Source organism: Plantibacter sp. CFBP 8804, from assembly GCF_014841225.1.
GTDB lineage: Bacteria > Actinomycetota > Actinomycetes > Actinomycetales > Microbacteriaceae > Plantibacter > Plantibacter auratus.
Window position 1 is genome coordinate 1,132,299 of record NZ_JACYTU010000001.1, and the last position, 23,902, is coordinate 1,156,200.

Below are 23,902 nucleotides of genomic sequence, written 5' to 3' on the forward strand. Positions count from 1 at the left end.
GATCCCTTATTTCGAAGCCAGCTCGGCGGCCTTGTCGGCGCCTTCGTCCATGGTTGCGGCGAGCGTGATGAGCGGGTGCGCGGCGGCGGCGAGGATCTCGCGGCCCTCCGCGACCTTGTTGCCGTCGAGGCGGACCACGAGCGGCTTCGTCGCTGCGTCACCGAGGATCTCGAGCGCCTTCACGATGCCGTTCGCGACGGCGTCGCAGGCAGTGATGCCACCGAAGACGTTGACGAACACGCTCTTCACCTGGGCGTCGCCGAGGATGACGTCGAGGCCTGCGGCCATGACCTCGGCCGAGGCGCCGCCGCCGATGTCGAGGAAGTTGGCCGGCTTCACGCCGCCGTGCTGCTCGCCCGCGTAGGCGACGACGTCGAGCGTGGACATGACGAGCCCAGCGCCGTTGCCGATGATCCCGACCTCGCCGTCGAGCTTGACGTAGTTGAGGTCGTTCTCCTTGGCCTTGAGCTCCAGGGGGTCCTCGGCTGCGGTGTCTTCGAGTTCGGCGTGGTTCGGGTGACGGAAGGCGGCGTTCTCGTCGAGCGAGACCTTGCCGTCGAGGGCGACGATGCGCCCTTCCTCCGTGAGGACGAGCGGGTTGACCTCGACGAGCGTCGCGTCCTCGCCCTTGTAGACGTCGTAGAGCTTCACGAAGACGTCGGAGACCTGGTCGACGAGCTCCTCGGGGAAGTTCGCAGCCTTCGCGATCTCGACCGCGGCCGCCTTGTCGACACCGGTGAGCGGGTTCACCTCGATGCGCGCGAGCGCCTCGGGCTTCTCGACCGCGAGCTGCTCGATCTCCATGCCGCCCTCGACGCTCGTGAGCGACAGGTAGGACCGGTTGGCGCGGTCGAGCAGCACCGAGAAGTAGAACTCCTGGGCGATGCGTGCGCCGGCCGCGACCATCACGCGCTTGACGACGTGACCCTTGATGTCGAGTCCGAGGATGGCCTTCGCCGCCTCGTAGGCCTCGTCGGGGGTCTTGGCGACCTTGACGCCGCCGGCCTTGCCGCGGCCTCCGACCTTCACCTGGGCCTTGACGACGACCACGCCGCCGAGACGCTCGGCCGCGGCACGCACCTCGTCCGGGGTGTCGGCGATGATGCCGGCGAGGACCGGCACCTCGTACTGCTCGAACAGGTCTCGTGCCTGATACTCGTAAAGATCCACGTGTCATTCCCATCCGCGCTTCGCGCGTTCTGCTGTGATTGTCGTGGCGATTTTCGGCCGCGCGTTATCTCGGCGGCGAGAGAAAAAGGGCCAGTGACGACTCTACCCCCAGCGCTGCGCCGCAACCGGACGTTCACAGTGAACGACTAAGGTCGGGTCCATGACCGGCATGGCGGACCTCGCTCGCGAGGGCATCCTCGTCGCCGGCGCCGGACGGGCCATCCTGCTGCAGATCGCGGACCCTTCGGTCGCCGCCGGCGTGGCGCGGCACAGCGACTTCGGATCCCGTCCGCTCGACCGGCTGCACGCCACCCTCACCTTCGTCTACGCGCTCGCCCTCGGCGCGCCGGACGAGCAACGCAGTGCGGCCCGACGGGTGAACCACGCCCACGCGCCGGTCCGTGCCCGGCCGGGCGAAGCCGCTCCGGGGTACTCGGCCTTCGACCACGACGCGCAGCTCTGGGTCGCGGCCACACTGTACGACACCGCCGTCCAGGTCTACGAGCTCGTGTTCGGCGCGCTCGACGAGGAGTCCCGGGAGCGCTTGCACCGTGAGTACGCGATCGTGGGGACGAGCCTGCAGCTCCCGCCCGATCGTTGGCCTCCGACCCGGGCCGCGTTCGACGAGTACTTCGCAGGCCGGGTCGCGGGACTCCACGTCACCGAGGAGGCGCGTGCCGTCTCGATCGAGCTCCTGACCGCTCGCGCGGCGCCGCTCCCCGTCCGGTGCCTGCTCCCGCTCGTCCGGCTCGTGACGGCGGGACTGCTGCCCGACGACCTACGGAGCGCCTACGGGTTCCGTTGGACGCCGCGGCAGCAGCGTCGCTTCGCGCGGCGGGTCGCCGTCGCGCGGGCCGTCTGGCCGCGTCTTCCGCAGCGACTCCGTGCGGCACCCTCCGCCTGGTACCTCCGGGCGATGCGAGAGCGGGATCGCACGGAGGCGGCCCGCCACCTCGGCTGACGACGTTCCAGCACCGCCCTCCACAGCCCACTGACGGAGCCGTCCCGTCCACATTCGGATCCTCGCCCCGCTGACCGAGGCACCGCGGTTCGCACGATGGGGGCATGACAACACACCACCTCCCCCAGACCGGCCGCCTCCTCGGCGGCAGACCACGGGTCCTCCGTCTCCTCGCCGCCGTCCCGATCCTGCTGACGCTCATCCTCGGCATCGTCCTCGGCGGCGCCACCGCGTCCTCCGCACTGACCGCCACCGGTGCGGCCTACGGCCACCGCGACGCCTCGAACGGCCGCTGGCTCGGCTCCTGGGCATTCGACGACGGGACGGTCGGGTTCTGCATCAACCTCGACCTCCCGATCCCGCCGGGTCACGCCTACGAACACGTCGACGGAGACTCGCTCGGGTGGTTCACCCCGGAGGATGCCGCACGCCTGGCCTACCTCTCGCGTCATTGGGGTGCCAGCCAGGACGCCGACGAAGCGGCCGCCGGTCAGCTCGCCACTTGGATGATCACCGGCCTGAACGGGTGGACGCCGGCGCAGATCGCCGCTCGGGCAGGAGCGAGTGCCGACCGCGTGCTCTCCCTGGCCCATCAGATGCTCGCCGAGGCCGACGGGCCCGGCGGCGCGAGTCGGGGAGCGAGCGCCACCATGTCCATCGAACGCGGCGAGGACGGATTCGACCTCGTCCGAACGGAACTCGCCGTCGACTTCATCTCATCCGGCGTCACCACCCTGCCACCGGGCACCCACACCGGCACGGTCACCCTCGACGGCGCGACCTTCGAGGACGGCACGTCCGAACGAGCCGTCGGGAACGGTGAGAGCCTGCGGATCCTGCCGAGCACCGATGCCGCCGTCGTGGCGTTCTCAGCGAACGCCACCTTCGGTGAGCTGCCCTACGGGGCCGGCCTCACGATCGCTCGAAGCGCCGCCAACGTGCAGAGTGTCCTCATCGCGCGCCCCATCACGGTCTCGGCCGGGGCGAGTGCCGACCGGGAACGGCCGACGCCACTCCCGTTCCAGCCGATCGTCGCCACCACGACCTCGCACGCGACGTCGACTCCGGGAGCGGAGATCACCGACCGGCTGTCGGTCGGGATCGCGACCGGCGCCGGCCTGGCCTCGGAGTGGGGCCTCTTCGGCCCGGAGGGCGGACCGTACACGCCGATCCCGGTGACCGTCCGAAGCCAGCTGCTCGGTCCCTTCGCGGAGCGCCCGGTCGAATCGCCGGACGTCCCGCTCGGAGCTCCGGTGGTCTGCGAGGTCGAGACGCTCGTGGATGCGGGCCCCGGCGAGTACACGACGCCGTCCTGCGTCCTCCCCGAGGACGGCTACTACGTCTGGGTCGAGCGCATCGAGCCGAGCGACACCCTGCCGGAGAACGGCGGCACGATGATCCGACCCTGGCGATCCGCCTTCGGGGTCGCCTCGGAGATCACGCTCGCCTCCACGCCGACCGTGCCCGAAGCGCGCCTCGCCGAGACCGGCGCCGACGACCGCTCCCTGCTCCTGGCCGGCTCTGCGGCGATCGGAGCGCTCGCGCTCGGCGGCATCCTGCTCGCTCTCCGTCGGCGGATCACGCCGAGTGGAGCGGGAGCGGCGCTCAGCGCACGTCGAGGAGGGGTGCGAGCTGGGCGCGGTCGACGTCCAGCCACGGCGCCGCAGGGTTCACGATGATCCCGGTGATGCCTTCGTCGCTGCGGAGCGCGGCCGCGAGTTCCGCGGCGGTCACGGGATATGCGTCGTCGCCGCGGCCGAGCGCCGCGATCTCGATGGGCGAGGTGAAGACCTCGAGTAGGCGGCGGTCGCCGAGTCGGGTCTCCGCGATGCCGACGGTCTTGCGGTTGCCGTCCTCGTCGACCTCGGCGCGACCGGCTACGAACCCACCGTGTGCGGCGAGTGCCGCCACCAGCTGCTGGAGGGCGTCGGCGTCGCGTGGCTGGGCGAGCGCCTGCTTGGCGAGATCGTTGTTCCGGCCGTCGCCGAAGAGCCGGGCGATGAGCGTCTTCGGGACGACGGCACTCGCCTTCCCGTCGGCGGGGTTCAGCACGATACCGGCGTATCCTTCACCGGCCGCCTGACGCAGTGCCCACACCGCGTCCACCGCGACCCCGGAGACGGGCCCCTCGGCAGTCCGCGTCTTCTCGAGCTCTCGCGGCGAGGTGAAGGCGAGGAGGTAGACGGCGCCCTCCGGGTCGCGGTGGACACCGAGCGGGACGCGTCCCGCGGCTTTGTCCTCCTCCGAGACGCCGTCGAGGCTCGTGGACAGCAGGAGCTTGCCCTGGATGCTCTGGCGCAGGACGTGCATCATCGCGCGCTCGTCGCCTCCTTCAGCCAGGGCGGTGAGCGCCTGGGCGAGGTCGACGTTGGTGTCGGGCTCCCCGGCCGCGGGCGCCGGAGCGGCCGCCGGCACCGACACGGGGGCCTCAGGTGTCCGTGCCGCGGAACTGACCGTCGTGACCGAGATGGGCACGTGCGGAACCGATTCGGCGACCGCGGGGGTCGTGTCCTCCTCGGTTTCCCGGGCGGAGGTCGCTGCCTCCGCCGCTGCGGATCGGGCATCGGACGCGTTGCGCTTGGAGAACAGAGCCATGATGCCTCAGCCTAGAGGCTTCGCCCGGACTGGGGAACCTGATCCCGCCGGGGACGGCCGACGGGACCGGGGTTCACTCCACCTTCTCGATCGGGGCGATCTTGATCAGCAGCTTCTTGGCTCCCGCCGACTCGAACTGCACGTGGGCGATGCGTTTCGCGCCCTCGCCGGTGACGGCGTTCACCCGCCCCACACCGAAGTCCGCGTGGGAGATGCGGTCGCCGGGTGCGAGCTCGAGATCGCCGTTGTCGCGGACCTTCGCCGTGATGCGGTTGGCCCAGGCCGTCTCCGGCTTGGTCGAACCGCCGGAGAACCGGGTGTCGCCCGCGGAGGCGCCCTCGGGGAGCGAGCGGACCGACCAGCGGTCGCTCGAGGGGGCACGGCGGGCGTTCAGGGCACGCGACTGCGTGCCACCACGACCGTTGACGTTGCCGGGCGACTGACGCCACTCGATCAGTTCGGCCGGGATCTCCTGCAGGTAGCGGCTGGGCATGGCGACGGCCGTCTCGCCGTACTGGGCACGCGTCATCGCCAACGAGAGGTACAGGCGCTTGCGGGCGCGGGTGATGCCGACGTAGAACAGGCGTCGCTCCTCAGCTGGGCCGCCAGGCTCGTTCGCCGACATACGATGCGGGAGGAGGTCCTCCTCGATGCCCGTCAGGAAGACCGCGTCGTACTCGAGGCCCTTCGCCGTGTGCAGGGTCATGAGCGACACGCTGCCCGTCGCGTCGTCGAGGTCGTCGGCCGCGGCGACGAGCGAGACCTCGGTCAGGAAGTCGACGATGCCGCCGTCGGGGTTGTTCTTGGCGAACTCCTTGGTGACGGCGATGAGCTCGTCGACGTTCTCGGCTCGCGCCTCATCCTGCGGGTCGCGACTGTTGCGCAGCGAGTCGAGGTATCCGCTCTTCGTCATGAGGAGCGACAGGACGTCGCCGACCGCGGTCGCGGACGCCGTCGGGCGGTCGGCCGCAGCGGCGTCGTCGAGCGCGGCCTGCGCTTCGTCGAGGAGCGCCGACAGCTGCAGGATCGCGCTCGTGACCTTCGGCCCGAGCCCGAGCGCGTCGGCGCGCCGCATGGCCTCGCGGAAAGTGACGCCGTTGTTCTCGGCGAAGCTCGCGAGTGCCGTCTCCGTCGCCGGCCCGATGCCACGCTTGGGCGTGTTCAGGATGCGCCGCAGCGCCATGATGTCGGCCGGGTTCGCGACCGACACGAGGTAGGCGAGGGCGTCCTTGATCTCGGCGCGTTCGTAGAACTTGGTGCCGCCCATGATCCGGTACGGGAGGGCCGCACGGATGAAGATCTCCTCGAGCGCACGGGTCTGGGCGTTCGTGCGGTAGAACACCGCGATGTCGCTGTAGGCCGTACCGGCGTTCCGGAGCTTCTCGATCTCGTCGGCGATGAACTGCGCCTCGTCGTGGCCGGAGTACCCCGTGAAGCCGACGATCTTCTCCCCGTCGCCGACGGCCGTCCAGAGCTTCTTGTCCTTGCGGTCGAAGTTGTTGGAGATGACCGCGTTCGCCGCCGAGAGGATGTTCTGCGTGGAGCGGTAGTTCTGCTCGAGCAGCACCACCTTGGCGCCCGGGAAGTCGCGCTCGAACTCGGTGATGTTCCGGATGTCGGCCCCGCGGAACGCGTAGATCGACTGGTCCGAGTCGCCGACGACGGTGAGCGAGGCACCCTCGGTGCGTGTGGTGGCGAGCTGATCCGTGCCGGCCTCGGGCGCGCGGGTGAGCTCCCGGATGAGCGAGTACTGGGCGTGATTGGTGTCCTGGTACTCGTCGACGAGGATGTGGCGGAACCGCTGCTGGTACTGCGCGGCGACGTGCGGGAACGCCCGGAAGAGGAACACCGTCTGGCTGATGAGGTCGTCGAAGTCGAAGGCGTTCGCGTCGGCCAGCGCACGCGTGTACTTCCGGAAGACCTGCAGGAACACGAGTTCCTGCGGGTCGTTCGTGTTGATCGTGCGGGAGTACGACTCGACGTCCGACAGCTCGTTCTTGAGCTTCGAGATCTTCGCCGAGGTGTTCGACGGCGTGAAGCCGTATGCGTCGGCCTCGAGCTCCTTGATGATGCGCTTCAACAGGGCACGTTGGTCGCCGCTGTCGTAGATCGTGAAGTTCTTGGTGAAGCCGAAGTGCTCGGCCTCGCGGCGGAGGATGCGGACGCAGGCGGAGTGGAAGGTGGAGATCCACATGCCCTGAGCGGCCTGGCCGACGAGCGCCTGCACCCGCTCGCGCATCTCGGCGGCGGCCTTGTTGGTGAACGTGATCGCCAGGATCTGGCTCGGCCAGGCCTCCCGCTGCTCGAGCAGCAGCGCAACGCGGCGGGTGAGCACACTCGTCTTGCCGGACCCGGCACCGGCGACGATGAGCAGGGCCTGGCCCCGGTACTCCACCGCGATCCGTTGCTGCGGGTTGAGCCCCTCCAGCAGCCGACTCCCGCCGGCACGCTCGTCGGAGGACGACTCGGAGACGGTTGCCGTGGGCCAGCCGACGATCACCGGTTGCACGGCGTCGGCGTTCGAAGAAGGAGAGCTCGCCATATCGCCTGCAAGTCTAGGCGCTGCCCCCGACATCGCTCGGCCGAGCACCGCCGTCGCGGTGATCCGCACGGTCGCCGGCCGCCGACCGCGCGGCGACGCCGAGGTCGGCCTGGTCGACGAAGCAGCCGTCGACCCCCGTGGAGAGCACCAGGACGAACTCCTCGAGCCAGCGGCCGACCGCCGCCGGATCGACCCCGTCCCGGAAGGGCGGCGCGAGGAACCGGTTCTCGGGGCGGAGGGTCCAGGTGTAGACGCGCAGGCCAGCCGCGTGGGCGCGCTCCACGAGGTCCGTCGGGCGGGCGCCGTCGTCGTCGCCCAGGTCGATGAGCATCGCCTTGTCCACGCTGATGGCGTCGACCTCGAGGGCGAGCGCCGCGAGTCCGGCGTCGGTCATCGCGTCGGCGTAGGTCGGGGCCGCATCACCCAGCCGGGCGACGAGGTCGGTCGGCCTGCCGGACCGCTCGATGAGGTACACGAACTCCGCCTGCACCCGACGGGCCTGCAACGCCATGAGGACCGACTGCTCGAACGACTCGATGATGAGCGGCTCGGCACCGGGATCGGCGCCGAAGCCCAGGGCGGCGAGCTCTTCGGCCAGGAGTCGATCGAGCGGGAGGCCGATGGACGCGAAATAGTCGGCGTGCTTCACCTCGGCCACGATGCCGACGGGTCGTCGGTGCGATCCGGCGGCACTGCGCACGACCGCGACGAGGTCGGCGAACCGCAGGATGCCCTCGGTGCCGTCGAATCCCGCGCTCACCGTCCGCACCTCGGGGATCCGCTCACGCGCGGTCAGGGTCGACAGCTCGGCCCAGGTGAAGTCCTCGGTGAACCACCCGGTCAGCTCGTGGCCGTCGACGCGCTTCGTCGTCCGCCGGTCGGCGAACTCCGCTCGGGCGGCGACGTCGGTCGTCCCGGAGATCTCGTTCTCGTGTCGGACCACGAGGACGCCGTCCTTCGACGCGACGAGATCGGGCTCGACGGCGTCCGCGCCGAGCGCCACGGCCAAGCGGTAGGAGGACTCGGTGTGCTCCGGGCGGTAACCGGGAGCCCCGCGGTGTCCGATGACGAGCGGGTTGGGCAGGGAGTCGATGCGCACGCCATCAGCCTAGGACGACGCTCCGGCGTGCGCGCAGGGTGCCGGCTGTCAGCCCGCCGCGAACATCGGCGTCCGTTCCGGCTTTTCCACGCGCGACCGGCTGATTCAAAGGGAACTCGGATACTCTGGGTGTCAGCAGCGCCGCTTGGCGCGACACAGCCTCCACGACTGAGAGTAGGAATCAGCCATGGCCCTCGACAATCCCGCGTTCTCGAAGAACCCGGCATTCGCGAAGCAGGGAGGCGGGACGCTGCAGGCAGCTCAAGCAGCGAACCCCTCGCTGACCGCCGAACAGCTCCGCAAGATGTACGAGCAGCCCACCGCACCGGCGGGCGTCGGCACCGCCGACCGCATGACGATCGAGAACACGCTCGTCAAGACGCTCGGCTCGTTCGCCGTCCTCGTCGTGTTCGCCGTCATCTCCTGGATGTGGACGACCTCCCTCCTGCAGGCAGGTAGCGGCTACGCCCTCCCCATGATCATCGGCATGATCGGCGGCCTCGGCCTCGGTCTCGTCAACTCCTTCAAGAAGGAGCCGGTCCCGGCGCTCATCCTCGGGTACGCCGTCTTCCAGGGACTCTTCGTCGGCGGCATCTCGCGCGTCTTCGAGGCGAACCCGGCCTGGTCCGGCGTCGTCGTCCAGGCGGTCCTCGCGACCCTCGCCGTCGTCGGCGTGACCCTCGCCCTCTTCGCGAGCGGTAAGGTCCGCGCCTCGAAGAAGCTGACGAAGGTCTTCCTCGTCGCCATCATCGGCTACGGCGTCTTCCAGCTCCTCAACCTCGTGCTCATGTTCACGGGCGTGCTGAACAACCCGTTCGGCCTCTACGGCGCGACGATCTTCGGCATCCCGCTCGGGATCGTCATCGGCATCTTCGCGGTGCTGATGGGCGCGTACTCGCTGGTGCTCGACTTCGACTTCATCCAGCGCGGCGTGCAGAACCGCGCACCCGCCAAGTACGGCTGGACCGGCGCCTTCGGCATCATGGTCACGGTCATCTGGATCTACGTCGAGATCCTGCGTCTGCTGGCCATCTCCCGCAACTAGGAGCGCACGCATTGCGAGGCCCGTCCCGTTCGCGGGGCGGGCCTTCGTCGTTCCCCGGGCCGGTCGCCGAGCTTTCCCCGGTCCCTGAGCCACCCACCGCGGTCCCTGAGCCTGTCGAAGGGCGCGGACGACGGAAGGCCGCCCCGCGAACGGGACGGCCTTCCGATGACTCAGGGAGCGATCACTCCCACTCGATGGTCCCCGGTGGCTTCGACGTGACGTCGAGCACGACGCGGTTGACGTCCTTCACCTCATTGGTGATGCGGTTGCTGATGCGCGCGAGGACGTCGTACGGCAGGCGGGTCCAGTCGGCGGTCATGGCGTCTTCAGACGAGACCGGTCGCAGCACGATCGGGTGGCCGTAGGTGCGGCCGTCGCCCTGCACGCCCACGGAACGGACGTCCGCCAGCAGGACCACGGGGCACTGCCAGATCTCCTGGTCGAGCCCGGCCGCGGTCAGTTCCTCGCGGACGATCGCGTCGGCGTCGCGGAGGAGGTCGAGACGCTCGGCCGTGACCTCACCGACGATGCGGATACCGAGTCCGGGACCGGGGAACGGCTGACGGCCGACGATCTCCTCCGGGAGGCCCAGCTCGCGACCGATCGCCCGGACCTCGTCCTTGAACAGGGTGCGCAGGGGCTCGACGAGTTCGAACTGGAGGTCTTCCGGCAGGCCGCCGACGTTGTGGTGGCTCTTGATGTTGGCCGTACCGGATCCGCCGCCGGACTCGACGACGTCCGGGTACAGCGTGCCCTGGACGAGGAAGCGGATGGGCTCCCCCTCGCTCTGGGCCTCCTTCACGAGGTCGATCTCGGCCTGTTCGAAGGACCGGATGAACTCGCGGCCGATGATCTTGCGCTTCTGCTCCGGGTCGCTGACGCCGGCGAGCGCCGACAGGAACTGCTCGCGGGCGTCGACCGTGACCAGCCGGACACCGGTCGAGGCGACGAAGTCCTCCTCGACCTGGCGTCGCTCGTCCTTCCGGAGCAGGCCGTGGTCGACGAAGATGCAGACGAGCTGGTCGCCGACGGCCTTGTGCACGAGCGCCGCGGCGACGGCCGAGTCGACACCGCCGGAGAGTCCGCAGATGACCTTCGCGTCGCCCACCTGGGCGCGGATGCGGTCGACCTGTTCGGCGATGACGTTGCCGCTGTTCCAGTCGGCCGGGATGCCGGCCGCCCGGTGGAGGAAGTTCTCGAGCACCTGCTGGCCGTAGGCGGTGTGCTTGACCTCGGGGTGCCACTGGACGCCGTAGAGGCCGCGTTCCGCGTTCGCGAAGGCGGCGACCGGGGTCGAGGCGGTCGAGGCGAGGACATCGAAGCCCTCGGGGGCCTTGGAGACGGAGTCGCCGTGGCTCATCCAGACGTTCTGCTCGGTCGGGACGCCGTGCAGGAGGGTTCCCGGGACGTCGACGACGCTGGTCGCGTCGGTCGAGCCGTACTCCCGGAGACCGGTGTGCGCGACCTCGCCACCGAGCTGCTTGGCCATGACCTGGAAGCCGTAGCAGATGCCGAAGGTCGGGACGCCGAGCTCGAGGATGCCCTCGTCGAGCGACGGAGCGCCCGGCTCGTACACGCTGGACGGGCCACCGGACAAGACGATCCCGACGGGGTTCTTGGCGGCGACCTCGGCGGCGGACACGGTGTGCGGCACGATCTCGGAGTACACGCCGGCTTCGCGAACGCGACGCGCGATCAGCTGCGCGTACTGCGCACCGAAGTCGACGACGAGGACCGGTCGGGCGGCGGTCTGCTCCGCTGCGGCGGCGGGGGTGGTTTCACTCACTGCATGGACTCCACGGGTTCGGCGGCCGCTGCTGCTTCGCGGCCGGAGAGGTAGCCCTTCACTTCCCGCGGGATGCGGCTCTCGAAGAAGAAGGACAGGAACGGGATGATGCCGCCGAGCGCGAGCCAGAGCAGACGCAGGACGTTCCACCGCATGAGGCTCCAGAGCCGGAACGCGGCGAACAGGTACACGACGTAGAACCAGCCGTGGATGATGAGGATGCCCGTGCTGAGGTTGACCGCGGTGGCGGTGCCGGAGGGCACGAAGGCGAGGAAGCCGTAGGCGCCGCCGAGCTCGAGCTCGAGGCCGAACGCGTACTTCATGAGCATCTCGGCGCAGAGCGACAGGAGCAGCACACCGGTGATGGGGGCGGCCACCTGGTAGAACTTCAGCGCGCCTCGGATCGCGGGAAACGTCGACGGTTTCGGCTGGAGGGGCATGTGCCCATCTTACCCGCGGCCGCCAGGCGACCGGACATCACTGACGGAGCGCTGCGGCCTCCTCCTCGGCGTCCTCGAGCTCCTCGATCTCGCGCTCCCAGGCGTCCTTGGCGAGCCGGAACCAGAGGAACACGGCGAAGCACGCGAAGACGACCCACTCGGCCGCGTAGAAGATGTTCAACCAGTTGAGCTGGATCTCCTGGCTGGGCGCGGGCGACGAGATGGGCTCGAGTCCGTCGACGGCGACGTCGTCCACGACGAACGCGCTGAACACCCGCAGACCGTCGGCGTCGTTCCAGCGGTTCAGCAGTGCGGCGACCGACATGTTGTCGAGGTCGGTCGGTGCGGCGTCCGCTGCCGGTTCCTCCGGGCCCTCCGGCGGGTTCAGTCGCCCTTCGAGCTCGACGGCGGCGGTGGGGGCGTCCGCGTTCAACGCCTCTGCGACGCGGTCGGCGGTCTCGCGGTCCTTCGTCCAGCCGAGCGCGACCGCGAGACCGGCCTGGTCAGGGCGGTCCGTCGCGAGGTGGCCCGTCACCCAGTACCCGAGCGTGCCGTCGTTCACCCGGTTGCCCACCACGAGGTAGTCCTCCGGCACCCAGGTTCCCGACACGCTCACCCGCTGACCGGCGTCGGCCTCTCGGATCCCGACACCCGGTTCGAGGACGTCCGCGAGCGGCCTGACCGACTCGGTCTCGGTCGGCACCACCTGCCCGGATTCAATGGCGCGTGCGAGCTGCCACTGCCCGAGCGCGGCGAACGCGCCCGCGACGGCGAGACAGAGGACGAGGACGCCGATCCACCGGGGACGCAGCATGACGGAGCGGAGCGTCGGACGGACCTGTCCGTGGTTGTCGGGGCCTGGTGCCGACGGGGCGGTGCTAGTAATCGGGCTCTCGCTTTCGGGCTGGTGGTTCCTGGTCGTTCATCGCCTGTTCGACGAGTCGGTCGATGGCCGCCTGATCGGTGTCGACGGACGTCGTTTCCTGGTCGCCGCCCGCACCCTCGACGAGCGCGATGGCCTCCTCCGCCGTCGTGTCGACCTGCTCCACTCGGCGCGCCTTCCGGCGGCGCGGACGCAGGATGACGGCGCCGATCTGCTCGGAGCGACCGGCGACGATCGGGCCCATCACGGCCATGATGAGCACGTAGAGCCCGGCGAACGGCTGGATGAGCGGATTGAGCCCCGCGCTCAGCGAGAGCGTCGCGAGGATGAGGGCGAACTCGCCGCGATTCTGCAGGATGACCGCGGCGTTGATCCCCGCTTGCGGCCCGAGTCCGTTGAGCCAGGCGACGAACTGACCGGCCAGGACGTTGAGGACCACCGTCATGAGGACGGCGAGGAGCACCGGGACGAGGACGCTGCCGAACTTCGTCGCGTCGAGCGCGAGCCCGAAGTTCAGGAAGAAGAACGCACCGAACACGTCGCGGAGCGGGATCGCGATCTGCTCGATCTTGTTGCGGAACCGGGTGGCACCGAGGACCAGGCCGATGAGGAAGGCGCCGATCGCGTCGGTGACTCCCAGGAGCTCGCCGATACCGCCGAACGCGACCGCGAGGCCGAAGAACAGGATCGTGAAGAGCTCGTCGTCCTTGGTGCGGAACAGCCGCGACACGAACCGACCGCCGAACCGCGCGATCGCGAACATCACGAGGATGAACGTGAAGGCGATCGCGAGCTTGCCGATGACCGGCCACACCTCGGTCTCACCGCTCAGGACGACACCGACGATGGCGAGGTAGATCGCGATGAAGATGTCCTCCACCACGGTGACGCCCAGGATCATGGGCGTCTCGTCGTTCGTCAGCCGTTTGAGCTCGATGAGGAGCTTCGTGACGATCGCGCTCGAGCTCGTCGCCGTGATGCCGGCGATGATGAGCGCCTCCCGCGTGCCCCACCCGACCAGGAACCCGAACACCAGCCCGGCGGCCATGTTGACGAGGATGTAGGAGCCGCCGGAGACGATGAGCTTTCCGGCGTTGCCGAAGAACTCGTCTTGATCGAACTCCAGGCCGAGGTTGAACAGCAGGAGCACGAGGCCGAAGACGGCGATGAGTTCGATCTGCGCGCTGGCGAAGTCGAGCGGGAACCAGCCCGTGTACGGACTCGCGAGCAGGCCGACGAGCATGTAGACGGGGATCGACGGGAGGCCGATCAGCTTGCCGAGGCGGCCGAGGATGTAGGCGATGACGAACAGGACGCCGAGGATGAGCAGATCCTGGCCGAGGTGGGGGTTGTCGGTCGCGGCGTGCAGCATGCCTACCCTCCGGGCGGAGCGTCGACGGCGACCTTCTTGACGGCGCCCGAACGGAAGTAGGCGAAGGCCTTGGCGACCTTCTCGGGACTGCCCGCGACGACGAGGGTGTCTCCCGGGAAGACCCGGAAGTCCGCAGCAGGGGCCGGGTTGGCGGAGTCGCCGCGCACGACGGCGACGACGGTCAGCCCGACCATGCCCTTCTCGGCGGGGTTGCCGAGCGGCTGCCCGGCGATGTGGTCTTCGTAGTCGACGGTGAACCAGTCGATGCTGAGCCCGGGGATCTGGTCGAGCGCGCTGAGCGACTCGGTGATCTGCGTGCCACCGAGGAGTTCGGCCAGCGTGTGCGCCTCGTCCTCGTTGAGCCGGAGCGACACCTTGCCGGCATCGGCGCCGTCCTCGTGGTCGGCGAAGGTGATGAGGTCGCTGTGGCCGGACCGGTGGGCGATGACGCCGACCTTGCCGCCGTCGTCCGTGACGAAGGTGTGGAGCACACCGACCCCGGGAAGTTTGACCCGCCGAACATCCACCATGGCTGTACTCCTCAGGCTTGTTGTGGCAGTCCTCCTAGTCTATCCGCCACACCTGGCCCGCTCGCCCGAGGCGCCCGCAGCCGTTGCGCTGCGGGCGATCACCGCCGGTTCAGGCCCCGGGGACGATGTCCGGTGCCTCCAGGCGCACGCGGTCGGCGGCCTCGTCGTTCGGCTGTTCCTGCGAGGCCCGCTCCGCCGCGACGCGCGTGAGGTAGTAGGAGACCTCCTTCTCGATGCGCTCCTCGTCCCACCCCAGGACCCCACCCATGAGCTTCGCCGCGACCGGGGCCGCCGAGACGCCGCGGTCCCAGGCCTCGATGGAGATGCGCGTCCGACGGGCGAGGACGTCGTCGAGATGGAGGGCACCCTCGTGGGAGGCCGCGTAGACGACCTCCGCCCCGATGTAGTCGTCCGCCCCCGGCAGCGCTTCGGCGAGCGTCGGGTCCTCCTTGATGAGGTCGAGCAGTTCGTCCGTCAGCACGCCGTAGCGGTTCAGCAGGTGCTCGATGCGAGCCGTGTGTACCCCGAAGGCCCGCGCGATCTTGCCACGCTTGTTCCAGGCCGCCTGGTACCCCTCGGCTCCGAGGAGGGCGATGTTCTCCGTCGCGCTGGCCGGGATCTTGCCGTCGAGTGCATCCACCGCGGCGTCGATCGCGTCCTTCGCCATGACCCGGTAGGTGGTCCACTTGCCGCCGGCGATGACCACGAGACCGGGCACGGAGTGCGCGACGAGGTGCTCGCGAGAGAGCTTCGACGTCTGCTCCGATTCGCCGGCCAGCAGCGGACGGAGGCCGGCGTAGACGCCCTCGACGTCCTCTCGGGTCAGCGGCACGGCGAGGATCGTGTTGACGTGGTCGAGCAGGTAGTCGATGTCGGCCGCGGTCGCCGCCGGGTGCGCCTTGTCGAGGTGCCAGTCCGTGTCGGTCGTGCCGATGAGCCAGTGCCGGCCCCACGGGATGACGAAGAGGACGCTCTTCTCCGTGCGCAGCAGGAGACCCATGTTCGACTGGAAGCGGTCGCGCGGGACGACGAGGTGGATGCCCTTCGACGCGCGGACCTTGAACTGGCCCCGCTCCCCCACCATCGACTGCGTGTCGTCGGTCCACACCCCGGTCGCGTTGACGACCTGCTTGGCACGGATCTCGAAGCGCTCGTCGGTCTGCAGGTCGTGCGCCTTGACGCCCACGACGCGCTGTCCGACCTTGACGAACCCCTCGACCCGCACGCGGCTCGCGACGTGCGCGCCATAGGCCGACGCTGTCCGCGCGAGGGACGAGACGTAGCGGGCGTCGTCGACCTGGGCGTCGTAGTAGGTGAGTCCGCCCACGAACGCGTCGGACTTGAGGCTCGGAATCGAGGTCAGGACCTGGCGCTTGGACAGGTGCCGGTGGTGCGGGACGCCGGGCGGACGGCCACCGCTCCAGCTGAAGAGGTCGTAGAGCAGCATGCCGGCGCCGATGTAGAGGCGCTCGAAGACCGGCTTGTTGAGCGGGTACAGGAACCGGACCGGCTTCACGAGGTGCGGCGCGATGCGCTGCAGCAGCAACCCGCGCTCGATGAGCGCTTCCCGGACGAGTCGGAAGTCGAGTTGTTCGAGGTAGCGGATACCGCCGTGCACGAGCTTCGAGGACCGGCTCGAGGTGCCGCTCGCCCAGTCACGCGCCTCGAGCAGACCGGTGCTCAGACCGCGCGTGACGGCGTCGAGCGCAGCACCGGTGCCCACGATGCCACCACCGACGACGAGGATGTCGAGCTCTTTCGACTTCAACGCTTCGATCGCGGCGTCGCGCTCCTCCATCCCCAGCTTGGTGGAACGTGACACGTTGTTGTGGGTGGTGGCCATCGTCGAACTCCGCTCGCTGGAACCGCCCTCGCGATGATCCTGCCGGAGGCAGGTGCTCGTCCACGAGGCTCTGTCTCAGAGGCTAGTCGGCGCGATGCGACCCGACAACCGCTTGCGGAAGCGACTCGCTTCCGGCAGCGCTAAGCGCCCTGGTACGGCGCGACGACGACCTCGACCCGCTGGAACTCCTTGAGGTCGGAGTAACCGGTGGTGGCCATCGAGCGACGGAGCGCGCCGATGAGGTTGGCCGTGCCGTCCGACTTCGGCGACGGGCCGTAGAGGATCTCCTCGAGAGTGGCGACGGTGCCGACCTCGACGCGGCGTCCGCGCGGCAGGTGCAGGTGGTGCGCCTCGGCACCCCAGTGCCAGCCACCACCGGGTGCGTCGGTGGCGCGGGCCAATGCGGTCCCGAGCATGACGGCGTCGGCACCCATCGCGACGGCCTTGACGATGTCGCCCGAGGTTCCGAGACCGCCGTCGGCGATGACGTGCACGTAGCGGCCGCCGGACTCGTCGAGGTAGTCGCGACGCGCACCGGCGACGTCGGCCACGGCGGTCGCCATCGGGGCGTGGATGCCGAGCGAGGCCCGCGTGGTGGAGGCGGCACCGCCGCCGAAGCCGACGAGCACACCGGCCGCCCCGGTCCGCATGAGGTGCAGGGCCGCGGTGTAGGTGGCCGCGCCGCCGACGATCACGGGGACGTCGAGCTCGTAGATGAACTTCTTGAGGTTGAGCGGCTCCTGGTTCTTGGAGACGTGCTCGGCGGACACGGTCGTGCCGCGGATGACGAAGAGGTCGACCCCTGCGGCGACGACGGTCTCGTAGAGCTCCTGCGTGCGCTGCGGCGAGAGGGCTGCGGCGACGGTGACTCCGGCCGCGCGGATCTCGGCGAGCCGGGCGGTGACGAGTTCGGGCTTGATGGGCTCCGAGTAGATCTCCTGCATGCGCGCGGTCGCTCGGCCGACCGGCAACGACCGGATCTCGGCGAGCAGCGGCTCGGGGTCTTCGTACCGCGTCCAGAGGCCCTCGAGGTCGAGGACACCGACGCCGCCGAGCTGGCCCATCATGATCGCGGTCGTCGGCGAGACGACGGAGTCCATCGGTGCTGCGAGCACCGGGATCTCGAACTGGTAGGCGTCGATCGACCAGGACACCGAGACGTCCTGTGGGTCGCGGGTCCGCCGCGACGGGACGACGGCGATGTCGTCGAACGCGTAGGCGCGCCGTGCGCGCTTTGACCGGCCGATCTCAATATCCATGCTCACCGCACCAGCCTACCGGTCAGGTCGCACGTGGACCGTGTCCAGGGCTCACACCCAGTGGCCCGAGTGATATATATGAGGATTACTCCGCTGTCTGGGGCGGATGGGAACGGTGAAGTGAGGATCACATGGATGGTCGGTCTGGAAGCGTTCGGCGGCCCCTTCCTCGGCGGGAGGGACGTCGGAAGAGACGCTCTCGCATTCCTCGAATCATGCGGACGAGCATCTTCTTCGGCGCTGCGACGTTCGCGATCATCGCCGTGATCAACCGTTTCGATGTCGCGGCCTCTGTCCTGGGCGCGATCGTCTTGGCGTTGGTCGCCATCGCGGCGTGGGGCGTGCTGAGACGTATCGATCACCGACTGGGGCGCTGACCCGATACGCCGACGGCCCGGCAGGCGNACGATCTGCACGTCGTGCGGGTGCGACTCCTTGAGGCCCGCGGAGGTGATGCGGACGAACTTGCCCTTGGCCCTCAGCTCGCCGATGTTGCGCGCGCCGACGTAGAACATGGACTGACGCAGCCCGCCGATGAGCTGGTACGCGACGGCCGACACCGGGCCGCGGTAGGGCACCTGGCCCTCGATGCCCTCGGGGATCAGCTTGTCGTCGCTCGGCACGTCGGCCTGGAAGTAGCGGTCCTTCGAGTACGAGGTCTTCTCGCCACGCGTCTGCATGGCTCCGAGCGATCCCATGCCGCGGTAGTTCTTGAACTGCTTGCCACCCACGAACACGAGGTCGCCGGGGCTCTCGTCGGTGCCGGCCAGGAGCGAGCCGAGCATGACGGTGTCGGCACCCGCGACGAGAGCCTTGGCGATGTCGCCCGAGTACTGCAGACCGCCGTCGGCGATGACCGGGACGTTCGCCTCGCGGGCCGCGAGCGACGCCTCGTAGACGGCGGTGACCTGCGGGACACCGACACCGGCGACGACGCGCGTGGTGCAGATGGAACCCGGACCGACGCCGACCTTGATCGCGTCCGCGCCGGCCTCGATGAGGGCCTGCGCGCCGGAGCGGGTCGCGACGTTGCCGCCGATGACGTCGACACCGGCGAACGCCGGGTCGGCCTTGAGCTTGCGGATGATGTCGAGCACACCGGCGCTCTCACCGTTGGCCGTGTCGACCACGATGACGTCGACGCCGGCGTCGAGCAGCTGGCCCGCACGGGACCAGGCGTCGCCGAAGAAGCCGATGGCCGCACCGACCCGCAGACGACCGGTGTCGTCCTTCGTGGCCAGCGGGTACTTCTCGCTCTTGTCGAAGTCCTTGACGGTGATGAGGCCCTTGAGCTTGCCCGCCTCGTCGACGAGGGGCAGCTTTTCGATGCGGTGCTGTGCGAGGAGCGCCATCACCGCGTTGCGGTCGGTGCCGACGGGAGCGGTCACGAGACCGGTGCTCGTCATGACCTCGCTGACGCGGGTCGTGGCCTTCTCGAACGGCGACACGAAGCGCATGTCGCGGTTCGTGATGATGCCGACGAGCACACCCTTGTCGTCGACGACCGGGAGGCCCGAGATGCGGAACTGGCCGCACAGCTCGTCGACCTCGGCGACGGTGGCGTCGGCCGTGGTGGTGATCGGGTTCGTGATCATGCCCGACTCGCTCCGCTTCACGCGGTCGACCTGTTCGGCCTGGTCGGAGATCGACAGGTTGCGGTGCAGGATGCCGATGCCGCCCTCGCGAGCCATCGCGATCGCCATGCGGGCCTCGGTCACGGTGTCCATCGCGCTCGACAGCAGCGGCGTGTTCACGGTGATCCGCTTCGTCAGGCGGGACGAGGTCTCCGCCTCGCTCGGGATGACGTCGGTGTGCCCGGGCAGCAGCAGCACATCGTCATACGTGAGTCCTACGAATCCGAACGGATCAGGCTGGTCCATTTATCCCTCTCATAGCCACGAACACACCGGAGAAACGCAGACCTGCCGGTATCACCATCGTAACCGAGCAGGGCCTACCCCTATTCCACGATCCCGACAAATCGATGCGGAGAAATACGCACGGGCGAAACATGTAGGCAATAATCAGGTTCTATCGTCGAACAGCGTTGTCCGACGCAGGAGAACGGTTCACGGAAGTGGCCCGGCACTGGAGGTGCAGTGAAGTTCGCTGGAACGACCCGAAACCCGAGACTGGCACGGAGATTCGTGCTCCTCATCGCCCTGTTGTTCGGGGCCATCACCCTCACGTCCGTCATGAGCGCCGTCCCGGCTCATGCTGACGAGGTGGGCGAGGAGTACGACTTCTACTTCGCTGGGAACGTCAAGTACGACGACAAACCACTCGAAGGCGTGAACATCACGGTCGACGGCAACGGCTACAAGGCCGATGTCGACACCGACGCCGACGGCAAGTGGAAGATCGGCGTCCCCGAGAAAGGTACGTACAAGGTAACGCTCGACGAGGAGACCCTCCCGAAGGGCGTCATCGTCGCCGAGGGCGGCTCGACCATCGAGGCGAAGTTCGGCCTCACCCAATCGAAGTCCGTGAACTTCTTCCTCGGCGAGGGCGTCCGCGTCACCGTCAGCTTCTGGGATCAACTCGCAGAACGACTCGTCAACGGCTTGAACTTCGGGCTCATGCTGGCCCTGGCGGCCATCGGAGCCTCCCTGGTGTTCGGCACCACCGGACTCAGCAACTTCGCCCACGCGGAGATGGTGACCTTCGGCGCGATCATGGCGCTCGTGTTCGGGGTGTTCCTGCAATGGCCGATCTGGTTGGCCATCATCATCGCCCTCGCTCTGAGTGCCGCGTTCGGCTTCGCGCTCGACGCCGGCATCTGGAGACCCTTGAGACGCAAGGGCGTCGGCATCGTGCAGGTGATGATCGTCTCGATCGGCCTGTCGCTGGCGCTCCGCTACGTCTTCCTCTACTTCATCGGCGGCGGGACGTTCCAGCTGCCCGGTTCGGGAGAGGAGAACATCAAGCTGTTCGGTACGGTCTCGCTCAGCGTCACCGACATGATCAGCATGGCGGTCAGCGTCGTGGTGCTCCTCGGCGTGGCCTGGTGGCTCATTAAGACGAAGACCGGCAAGGCGACGCGAGCCATCTCGGACAACCCGAGCCTGGCAGCGGCCAGCGGTATCGACGTCGACCGCGTGGTCCGCATCGTCTGGATCCTCGCAGCGACGCTCGCCGGCCTCTCCGGCATCCTGTGGGCGTACTTCCGACCGGGCATCAAGTGGGACATGGGAGCGCAGCTGCTCCTCCTCATCTTCGCGGCCATCACCCTCGGCGGGCTCGGAACCGCCTTCGGCGCCATGGTCGGCGCCCTCATCATCGGCATCCTCGTCGAGGTCTCGACGCTCTGGATCCCGTCTGACATCAAGTACGTCGGCGCCCTCGTGGTGCTCATCGCGGTGCTCCTCGTGAGACCGCAGGGCATCCTCGGACGTCGCGAGAGAATCGGTTAGGGGCACGCGCATGGACTGGGGAAGCATTCTCTCGAACACGCTCGCTTGGGTCATCAGCCCGGAGACGATCGCGTACGCGCTCGCAGCACTCGGCTTGGCCGTGCACTTCGGCTACGGCGGTCTGTTGAACTTCGGTATGGCTGGGTTCATGGCGCTCGGCGCCTACGGCTACGCCATCTCGATCCTGAGCTTCAACCTCCCGTGGTGGGCGGGCATCATCGTCGGCTGCCTGGCCTCGGTGGTCTTCGCCTTCATCCTCGGCATCCCGACCCTGCGACTGCGGGCGGACTATCTGGCCATCGTCACCATCGCGGCGGCCGAGATCGTCCGACTCCTCTTCACGACGCAGGTCTTCGACGAGTTCACCAACTCGGCCGACGGACTCGGCAACTACCACGAGGGCTTCCGTGCGGCGAACCCGATCCCGGAGGGCATCTACGGCTTCGGCCCGTGGGAGCTCAACGCGAACCAGTGGTGGGTCCGCATCTTCGGCATCCTGCTACTCGCCGTCGCCGCACTCCTCGTGTTCCTCCTCATGCGCAGCCCGTGGGGTCGTGTGCTGAAGGGCATCCGTGAAGATGAGGACGCCGTGCGCGCCCTCGGCAAGAACGTGTTCGCCTACAAGATGCAGGCGCTCGTCGTCGGTGGTGTCTTCGGCGCACTCGGCGGGGTGGTGCTGGCACTCCCCTCCGCGGTCGTGCCGAGCGTGTACGTCACGAGTCTCACCTTCTTCATCTGGACGATCCTCCTCCTCGGAGGAGCCGCCACGGTCTTCGGGCCACTGCTCGGCTCGGTGATCTTCTGGGTGATCATGGCGTTCCTCTCGAACGTCCTCCCGGCGCTCGTGAAGGCGGACGTCCTGCCGTTCATGAGCTCGACGCAGGCCTCGACGCTCCGCTACGTGCTGGTCGGTGTCGCGCTCATGCTGATCGTCATCTTCAGGCCGCAAGGCATCCTCGGAAACAAGAAGGAGCTGACCTTTGTCAAGTAACAGCTCACCCACCTCGCGACCGGTCAAGACCACCGGCCTCCACGTCGGCGAGATCGTCCCGGGCGTCAAGAAGGTCGACCCGATCCTCATCGCGGACCAGGTCACCCGGACCTTCGGCGGCCTGCAGGCGGTGAACGTGGAGCACCTGGAGGTGCCCCGCAACGCGATCACCGCCCTCATCGGCCCGAACGGTGCGGGTAAGACCACGCTGTTCAACCTGCTGACCGGCTTCGACAAGCCGAACACCGGGACGTGGAACTTCGACGGCAAGAGCCTCGGAGGCGTCCCGGCGTTCAAGGTCGCCCGCATGGGTCAGGTCCGGACCTTCCAGCTGACGAAGGCGCTCGGCTTGCTCACGGTGCTCGAGAACATGAAGCTCGGCGCGACCGGCCAAACCGGGGAGGGCATCTTCTCCAGCCTGGTGAAGCCGCTCTGGCGGAAGCAGGAGGAGGACCTCGAGGTCAAGGCGATGGACCTCCTGCGTCGCTTCAAGCTCGACACGAAGCGTGACGACTACGCCGCCAGCCTGTCCGGTGGGCAGCGGAAGCTCCTCGAGATGGCGCGGGCGCTCATGAGCGATCCGAAGCTCGTCATGCTCGACGAGCCGATGGCCGGCGTCAACCCGGCGCTCACGCAGTCACTACTCGACCACATCCTGGCGTTGAAGGACGAGGGCATGACCGTGCTGTTCGTCGAGCACGACATGCAGATGGTCCGGCACATCGCCGACTGGGTGGTCGTCATGGCCGAGGGTCGCGTCGTCGCCGAGGGCCCGCCCGACACCGTCATGGAGGATCCCGCCGTCATCGACGCCTACCTCGGGAGCCATCAGGACGTCGACCTCGGGGTCGTGACCGGCAGGATCGCCGGAGAGGACAGCGCTGCGGCCGAGGAGCTGCTCGCCGAGATCGAGGACGAACGGCTCGCGGCTGGTGCCGAGCCCGAGGAGGAGCGGAAATGAGCGACGTGAAGGGTGCGCCGGTCGGCGGCACCGCGGTCAAGACCGCCGAGATGGTCGTGGAGGTCACCGATCTGACCGCCGGGTACCTCCCCGGCGTGAACATCCTGAACAGTGCCAACCTGACCGCCCGGAAGGGCGAGCTCATCGGCATCATCGGACCGAACGGTGCGGGCAAGTCGACGCTGTTGAAGGCGATCTTCGGACAGGTCAAGGTGCGCAGCGGACAGGTGCTGCTGAACGGCGAGGACATCACGGGGCTCCGGGCGAACAAGCTCGTGGCCCGCGGCGTCGGGTTCGTCCCGCAGACGAACAACGTGTTCCCGAGCCTCACCATCGAGGACAACCTCAAGATGGGGCTGTTCCAGAAGCCGAAGCAGTACAACGAGCGCCTCGAGTTCGTCACCGGGATCTTCAGCGAACTCGGCAAGCGGCTCAAGCAGCGCGCCGGTTCGCTGTCGGGTGGTGAGCGCCAGATGGTCGCGATGTCGCGGGCCCTCATGATGGATCCGCACGTGCTGCTCCTCGACGAGCCGTCCGCGGGATTGTCGCCGGTGCGCCAGGACGACGCGTTCATCCGGGTCTCGGACATCAACAAGGCCGGCGTCACCACGATCATGGTGGAGCAGAACGCACGTCGCTGTCTGCAGATCTGCGACCGCGGCTACGTGCTCGACCAGGGTCGTGACGCCTACACCGGGACGGGCCGCGAGCTCCTCTCGGATGACAAGGTGATCGGCCTCTACCTGGGCACGCTCGGCCAGGACGAGGACTGATCAGGGCGATCCCCACTCGCGGGTCGGCGGGTACTTCGGTACCCTCGAACATGCTCGTCCCGGCCGCGTGCCGAGCGACGAGCCAGAAGCCACCGGATCCCGACCGGTGAACGAACCACAACTCCTCCCTCCCCCGAGGGGCACCGTCGTACCAAGACGGCCTCCTGAGACGGGGACGGAGGAGTTGTGCATTCCCCCCCCCCCCCCCCCTTTCGCCAGCGCGGTGCGCTGACGCGAGC

General features: G+C 68.5%; 19 protein-coding genes and 1 pseudogene. 8 read left to right on the forward strand and 12 right to left on the reverse strand.

Annotation, left to right across the window (positions count from 1 at the left end; translation table 11 throughout):
* Positions 1–6 precede the first annotated feature (6 nt).
* Entirely contained in the window at positions 7–1,170 is a 1,164-nt protein-coding gene (gene sucC, locus IFU11_RS05330; protein WP_124768842.1) for an ADP-forming succinate--CoA ligase subunit beta, read from the reverse strand.
* Positions 1,171–1,330: 160 nt separating this feature from the next.
* On the opposite strand from sucC, the gene IFU11_RS05335 reads away from it, so the two are divergent.
* Together IFU11_RS05335 and IFU11_RS05340 are read left to right on the forward strand one after the other, a co-directional pair.
* The gene (locus IFU11_RS05335) at positions 1,331–2,131 is read left to right on the forward strand and encodes an oxygenase MpaB family protein (RefSeq protein WP_137242139.1); all 801 of its coding nucleotides are present in this window, start codon (positions 1,331–1,333) and stop codon (positions 2,129–2,131) included.
* 104 nt (positions 2,132–2,235) lie between these two features.
* Positions 2,236–3,810 carry a hypothetical protein gene (locus IFU11_RS05340; protein WP_191940643.1) on the forward strand — a complete coding sequence of 525 codons (1,575 nt, stop codon included), beginning with the start codon at positions 2,236–2,238 and terminating at the stop codon, positions 3,808–3,810.
* Here IFU11_RS05340 and IFU11_RS05345 read toward each other — a convergent pair.
* From IFU11_RS05345 to IFU11_RS05355, 3 genes are all read right to left on the reverse strand, one after another.
* Entirely contained in the window at positions 3,737–4,726 is a 990-nt protein-coding gene (locus tag IFU11_RS05345) for an SseB family protein (protein ID WP_191940642.1), read from the reverse strand. The genes IFU11_RS05340 and IFU11_RS05345 overlap by 74 nt on opposite strands.
* 73 nt (positions 4,727–4,799) lie before the next feature.
* Positions 4,800–7,268, reverse strand: coding sequence for an ATP-dependent helicase (locus IFU11_RS05350; protein WP_191940641.1), 2,469 nt, complete (start codon positions 7,266–7,268; stop codon positions 4,800–4,802).
* A 13-nt stretch (positions 7,269–7,281) separates the two neighbouring features.
* Complete coding sequence (locus IFU11_RS05355) at positions 7,282–8,361, reverse strand: glycerophosphodiester phosphodiesterase family protein (RefSeq protein ID WP_191941268.1); 1,080 nt, start codon at positions 8,359–8,361, stop codon at positions 7,282–7,284.
* Positions 8,362–8,554: 193 nt separating this feature from the next.
* On the opposite strand from IFU11_RS05355, the gene IFU11_RS05360 reads away from it, so the two are divergent.
* Entirely contained in the window at positions 8,555–9,412 is an 858-nt protein-coding gene (locus IFU11_RS05360) for a Bax inhibitor-1/YccA family protein (RefSeq protein ID WP_064296659.1), read from the forward strand.
* Positions 9,413–9,593: 181 nt separating this feature from the next.
* On the opposite strand, the gene guaA is transcribed toward IFU11_RS05360, so the two are convergent.
* The 7 genes from guaA to IFU11_RS05395 all read right to left on the reverse strand — a co-directional run bounded on the left by guaA (position 9,594) and on the right by IFU11_RS05395 (position 17,525).
* The gene (gene guaA, locus IFU11_RS05365; RefSeq protein ID WP_192018327.1) at positions 9,594–11,198 is read right to left on the reverse strand and encodes a glutamine-hydrolyzing GMP synthase; all 1,605 of its coding nucleotides are present in this window, start codon (positions 11,196–11,198) and stop codon (positions 9,594–9,596) included.
* The gene (locus IFU11_RS05370) at positions 11,195–11,638 is read right to left on the reverse strand and encodes a DUF3817 domain-containing protein (protein ID WP_056778703.1); all 444 of its coding nucleotides are present in this window, start codon (positions 11,636–11,638) and stop codon (positions 11,195–11,197) included. The genes guaA and IFU11_RS05370 overlap by 4 nt, the downstream gene beginning before the upstream one ends.
* 37 nt (positions 11,639–11,675) lie before the next feature.
* Positions 11,676–12,452: an SURF1 family protein gene (locus tag IFU11_RS05375; RefSeq protein WP_192018328.1), complete on the reverse strand. Its 777-nt coding sequence runs from the start codon at positions 12,450–12,452 to the stop codon at positions 11,676–11,678.
* A gap of 64 nt (positions 12,453–12,516) precedes the next feature.
* Positions 12,517–13,893, reverse strand: coding sequence for a cation:proton antiporter (locus tag IFU11_RS05380; protein ID WP_192018329.1), 1,377 nt, complete (start codon positions 13,891–13,893; stop codon positions 12,517–12,519).
* Between the two features lie 2 nt (positions 13,894–13,895).
* Positions 13,896–14,423 (reverse strand): cation:proton antiporter regulatory subunit, encoded by a 528-nt coding sequence (locus IFU11_RS05385; protein ID WP_056008027.1) that lies wholly within the window; start codon positions 14,421–14,423, stop codon positions 13,896–13,898.
* A gap of 109 nt (positions 14,424–14,532) precedes the next feature.
* Positions 14,533–16,266, reverse strand: a complete 1,734-nt coding sequence (locus IFU11_RS05390; protein ID WP_191940639.1) for a glycerol-3-phosphate dehydrogenase/oxidase — start codon at positions 16,264–16,266, stop codon at positions 14,533–14,535.
* 140 nt (positions 16,267–16,406) lie between these two features.
* Positions 16,407–17,525 carry a GuaB3 family IMP dehydrogenase-related protein gene (locus IFU11_RS05395; protein WP_064296664.1) on the reverse strand — a complete coding sequence of 373 codons (1,119 nt, stop codon included), beginning with the start codon at positions 17,523–17,525 and terminating at the stop codon, positions 16,407–16,409.
* A 215-nt stretch (positions 17,526–17,740) separates the two neighbouring features.
* On the opposite strand from IFU11_RS05395, the gene IFU11_RS20070 reads away from it, so the two are divergent.
* Positions 17,741–17,902, forward strand: a complete 162-nt coding sequence (locus tag IFU11_RS20070; protein WP_207185350.1) for a hypothetical protein — start codon at positions 17,741–17,743, stop codon at positions 17,900–17,902.
* Positions 17,903–17,930: 28 nt separating this feature from the next.
* On the opposite strand, the pseudogene guaB reads toward IFU11_RS20070, so the two are convergent.
* Positions 17,931–19,405: pseudogene (guaB, locus tag IFU11_RS05400) on the reverse strand (IMP dehydrogenase); the annotation flags it as partial.
* A gap of 315 nt (positions 19,406–19,720) precedes the next feature.
* Here guaB and IFU11_RS05405 point away from each other — a divergent pair.
* From IFU11_RS05405 to IFU11_RS05420, 4 genes are read left to right on the forward strand one after another with little or no spacing between them, the layout of a single operon-like run.
* Positions 19,721–20,938 (forward strand): branched-chain amino acid ABC transporter permease, encoded by a 1,218-nt coding sequence (locus tag IFU11_RS05405; protein ID WP_192018385.1) that lies wholly within the window; start codon positions 19,721–19,723, stop codon positions 20,936–20,938.
* 10 nt (positions 20,939–20,948) lie between these two features.
* Positions 20,949–21,929: a branched-chain amino acid ABC transporter permease gene (locus IFU11_RS05410; protein WP_086474449.1), complete on the forward strand. Its 981-nt coding sequence runs from the start codon at positions 20,949–20,951 to the stop codon at positions 21,927–21,929.
* Positions 21,919–22,890 carry an ABC transporter ATP-binding protein gene (locus tag IFU11_RS05415; protein ID WP_064296668.1) on the forward strand — a complete coding sequence of 324 codons (972 nt, stop codon included), beginning with the start codon at positions 21,919–21,921 and terminating at the stop codon, positions 22,888–22,890. The genes IFU11_RS05410 and IFU11_RS05415 overlap by 11 nt, the downstream gene beginning before the upstream one ends.
* Positions 22,887–23,663, forward strand: a complete 777-nt coding sequence (locus tag IFU11_RS05420) for an ABC transporter ATP-binding protein (RefSeq protein ID WP_064296669.1) — start codon at positions 22,887–22,889, stop codon at positions 23,661–23,663. Before IFU11_RS05415 ends, IFU11_RS05420 begins: the two co-directional genes overlap by 4 nt.
* The last annotated feature ends 239 nt before the right edge of the window (positions 23,664–23,902 follow it).

Bases quoted from the DNA above. Each gene is read 5' to 3' on its own strand.
- IFU11_RS05335 (WP_137242139.1), top strand. From the start codon at position 1,331: ATGACCGGCATGGCGGACCTCGCTCGCGAGGGCATCCTCGTCGCCGGC.
- IFU11_RS05340 (WP_191940643.1), top strand. From the start codon at position 2,236: ATGACAACACACCACCTCCCCCAGACCGGCCGCCTCCTCGGCGGCAGA.
- IFU11_RS05345 (WP_191940642.1), bottom strand. From the start codon at position 4,726: ATGGCTCTGTTCTCCAAGCGCAACGCGTCCGATGCCCGATCCGCAGCG.
- IFU11_RS05350 (WP_191940641.1), bottom strand. From the start codon at position 7,268: ATGGCGAGCTCTCCTTCTTCGAACGCCGACGCCGTGCAACCGGTGATC.
- IFU11_RS05360 (WP_064296659.1), top strand. From the start codon at position 8,555: ATGGCCCTCGACAATCCCGCGTTCTCGAAGAACCCGGCATTCGCGAAG.
- IFU11_RS05370 (WP_056778703.1), bottom strand. From the start codon at position 11,638: ATGCCCCTCCAGCCGAAACCGTCGACGTTTCCCGCGATCCGAGGCGCG.
- IFU11_RS05375 (WP_192018328.1), bottom strand. From the start codon at position 12,452: ATGCTGCGTCCCCGGTGGATCGGCGTCCTCGTCCTCTGTCTCGCCGTC.
- IFU11_RS05380 (WP_192018329.1), bottom strand. From the start codon at position 13,893: ATGCTGCACGCCGCGACCGACAACCCCCACCTCGGCCAGGATCTGCTC.
- IFU11_RS05385 (WP_056008027.1), bottom strand. From the start codon at position 14,423: ATGGTGGATGTTCGGCGGGTCAAACTTCCCGGGGTCGGTGTGCTCCAC.
- IFU11_RS05390 (WP_191940639.1), bottom strand. From the start codon at position 16,266: ATGGCCACCACCCACAACAACGTGTCACGTTCCACCAAGCTGGGGATG.
- IFU11_RS05395 (WP_064296664.1), bottom strand. From the start codon at position 17,525: ATGGATATTGAGATCGGCCGGTCAAAGCGCGCACGGCGCGCCTACGCG.
- IFU11_RS20070 (WP_207185350.1), top strand. From the start codon at position 17,741: ATGCGGACGAGCATCTTCTTCGGCGCTGCGACGTTCGCGATCATCGCC.
- IFU11_RS05405 (WP_192018385.1), top strand. From the start codon at position 19,721: ATGAGCGCCGTCCCGGCTCATGCTGACGAGGTGGGCGAGGAGTACGAC.
- IFU11_RS05410 (WP_086474449.1), top strand. From the start codon at position 20,949: ATGGACTGGGGAAGCATTCTCTCGAACACGCTCGCTTGGGTCATCAGC.
- IFU11_RS05420 (WP_064296669.1), top strand. From the start codon at position 22,887: ATGAGCGACGTGAAGGGTGCGCCGGTCGGCGGCACCGCGGTCAAGACC.